Genomic DNA, 3004 nt, shown 5'->3' with positions numbered 1-3004 from the left:
ACCATTCGACGCACCATCCTGGTTCACCGCACTGGACCGCACCACCGCCAACACCCGATGACCATTCCGCTCCGCGTCCGACAGGCGCTCCACCACCAGCACACCCATGCCCTCGCTGAAGCCCGTCCCATCCGCCGCCTCAGCAAACGCCTTGCACCGACCATCAGCAGACAACCCACCCTGCTGCGAGAACCCCACAAACGTGTGCGGCAACGCGTTCACCGTCACCCCCGCCACCAACGCCAGCGAGCACTCCCCACCCCGCAACGCCTGACCGGCAAGGTGCAGCGCCACCAGCGACGACGAGCACGCCGTATCCACTGTGAGCGCGGGACCGACCAGGCCCAGCGCGTAGGCGACGCGGCCCGACAGGACGCTCTGCGCGCCGCCGGTGAGGAGTTGGGCGTTCGCGTCGGCGTCCGTCATGGCCTCGCCGGCGACCTCGGAGTAGCCGGACTCGTAGCTGCCGACGAAGACGCCGGTCGACGAGCCGGCCAGCGTGAGCGGGTCGATACCCGCGTGCTCAAGTGCCTCCCAGGAGCCCTCCAGCAGCAGGCGGTGCTGCGGGTCCGTGGCCAGCGCCTCACGCGGGGACATCGCGAAGAAGCCGGCGTCGAAGTCCATGGCGCCGTCGACGAAGCCGCCGGCGTGGGCGAGTTCGGTCAGCAGGCCGGTGTCCCAGCCGCGGTCGCCGGGGAAGCGGGTCATGGCGTCGCGGCCGTGCGCCAGCAGGTCCCACATGCCGTCCGGGTCCCAGACGCCGCCGGGGAAGCGGCAGGCCATGCCGACGATGACGAGCGGGTCGTCGTCCACCGACCGGAGGACAGGCAGTGCGTCGACGGGGACCGCGGTGATGCCGCCGAGGCGCTCGTCCAGGTGGCCGGCGAGGCGTTCGGCGCTCGGGTAGTCGAAGACGAGGGTCGAGGGCAGGGCGAAGCCGGTCACGGCCTGGAGCCGGTTGCGCAGCTCGACCGCGGTCAGCGAGTCGAACCCGATCTCGCGGAAGGGCTTGGTCCCGTCGATGTCGTTGCCCGACGGGTAGCCGAGGACGGAGGCGACGTGGTCGCGGACGAGGGTGAGCAGGTGCGCGGCACGCTCCTGCGCCGGGAGCGCGGCCATGCGCGCCGCGAGGCCGTCGCCGCCCGCGTCCTGGGCAGCGGCCGCACGGCGCGGGGCGGCGGGCACCAAACCGCGCAGCACCGCCGGGAGTTCGCCCTGCGCGCGCAGGCGCGCCAGGTCGAGGCGAGCCAGGGCGAGCACGGGGCGGTCGGCGGCCAGCGCCTGGTCGAAGAGGGCCAGGCCCTGCGCGACCGTCAGCGGCGGCACGCCCGAGCGCGCGATGCGGCGCATGTCGACCTCGGAGAGGGTGCCGGTCAGGCCCACGTCCTGGGTCCAGGCGGCCCACGCCATCGAGACGCCGGGCAGGCCGTCGTGGCGGCGCTGCTCCATGAGCGCGTCGAGGAACATGTTCGAGGCGGCGTAGTTGGCCTGCCCGGGGCTGCCGATGAGCCCGGAGAACGACGAGAACACGGCGAAGACCCGCAGGTCGGCGTCCCGGGTCAGCTCGTGGAGGTGCCAGGCGGCGTCCACCTTCGGGCGCATGACCCGGTCCATCTGCGCAGGGCTCAGCGAGGCCACGGTGCCGTCGTCCAGGAGGCCCGCGGTGTGCACCACGCCTGTGAGCCGTACGCCGTCCAGGGCGGCGGCCAGCGCGTCGCGGTCGGCGGCGTCGCACGCGGTCACAGTGACCTGGGCGCCGTGGCCGGCGAGTTCGGCGACGAGTTCGGCGGTGCCGTCGGCGTCGGCGCCGCGGCGGCTGAGCAGCAGGAGGTCGCGTACGCCGTGGACCGTCACCAGGTGGCGGGCGACCTCGCGGCCCAGGCCGCCGGTGCCGCCGGTGATCAGGACGGTGCCGTCGGCGGGGAACAGGGGGGCGGGCGCCGCGTCGGTGCCGGCGTCCGGGCCGCTGTCCGTGTCGGGGTCCGGGCCGCTGTCCGGGCCGGCGGGGACCCGGGTGAAGCGCGGGGCCTGGAACGCGGCGCCCCGCAGGGCGAGTTGCGGCTCGTCCACCGCGAACGCGCGGGCCAGGAGCGCCCCGTCCACGGCGGTGCCCGGCTCGACGTCCAGCAGCAGGAAGCGGCCCGGGTCCTCGGTCTGCGCGGTCCGTACCAGGCCCCACACCGAGGCGGCGGCCAGGTCGGTGACGGTCTCGCCCGGACCGGTGGCGACCGCGCCGCGGGTCACCACGGCCATCCGGGTGCCGGAGAAGCGCTGCAACCGTTCGAGCACCCAGTTCGCCGTCGCGTGGACGGACTCCACGACCTGCTCGCCCGCCGGGGTGACGTCCAGTACGACCACGTCGGACGGCGCGGCGTCGGCGTCGGCGTCGGCCTCCGTGTGCGCGTCCGTGGCCCCGGCCGGGCCCCGTACGGTGCTGAACTCGACGTCCTGGAGGCCGCTTTCCGGTGCCGCCGCGTCCGACCACTCGAGGGCCAGCATCGCACCGGGCCGGGCCTCGGCCGCCAGAGTCTGCGCGGTGAGCGGGCGGAGCACGAGCGAGCCGATCGACAGGACGGGAGCGCCGGTCTCGTCGGCGAGCAGCAGCGAGATCGCGTCGGGCCCGGCGGGGGTGATCCGGGCCCGTACGCGGGTGGCGCCGGTGGCGTACAGGGTGACGTCGTTGAACGCGAAGGGCAGCCGGCCCAGTTCGGTCGGCGCGAGGTCGGCGAAGGTGGAGGGGTGCAGGGCCGCGTCGAGCAGCGCGGGGTGGATGCCGAACGCCCCCGCCCCGCCCCGGACGTCCGCCGGGAGCGCGATGTCGGCTAGGACGTGGCCGTTGTGCTGCCACGCCCGGGTCAGGCCCTGGAAGACCGGGCCGTACCCGAACCCGCTGTCGGCGCTGCGCTCGTAGAAGTCCGCGAGGTCGATGGGTGTGCTGCGGGGCGGCGGCCACGCGCCCGCCAGCTCGGCGGCATCAACGGATGCGCCGTCTACGGCGGTTGCC

At 74.7% G+C, this 3004-nt stretch carries 1 protein-coding gene; it reads right to left on the bottom strand.

What is annotated here, in order from left to right; all coding sequences use genetic code 11:
• Positions 1–3004, bottom strand: a 3004-nt coding sequence (locus WA788_RS35165; protein ID WP_335984483.1) for an SDR family NAD(P)-dependent oxidoreductase, incomplete at both ends; no start/stop codon positions are given.

Origin of the sequence: Streptomyces sp. CA2R106, from assembly GCF_037034245.1 — a bacterium.
Lineage (GTDB): Bacteria > Actinomycetota > Actinomycetes > Streptomycetales > Streptomycetaceae > Actinacidiphila.
The sequence above is the reverse complement of the archived record's forward strand: the minus strand, read 5'-3'. Positions and strand labels throughout refer to the sequence as shown.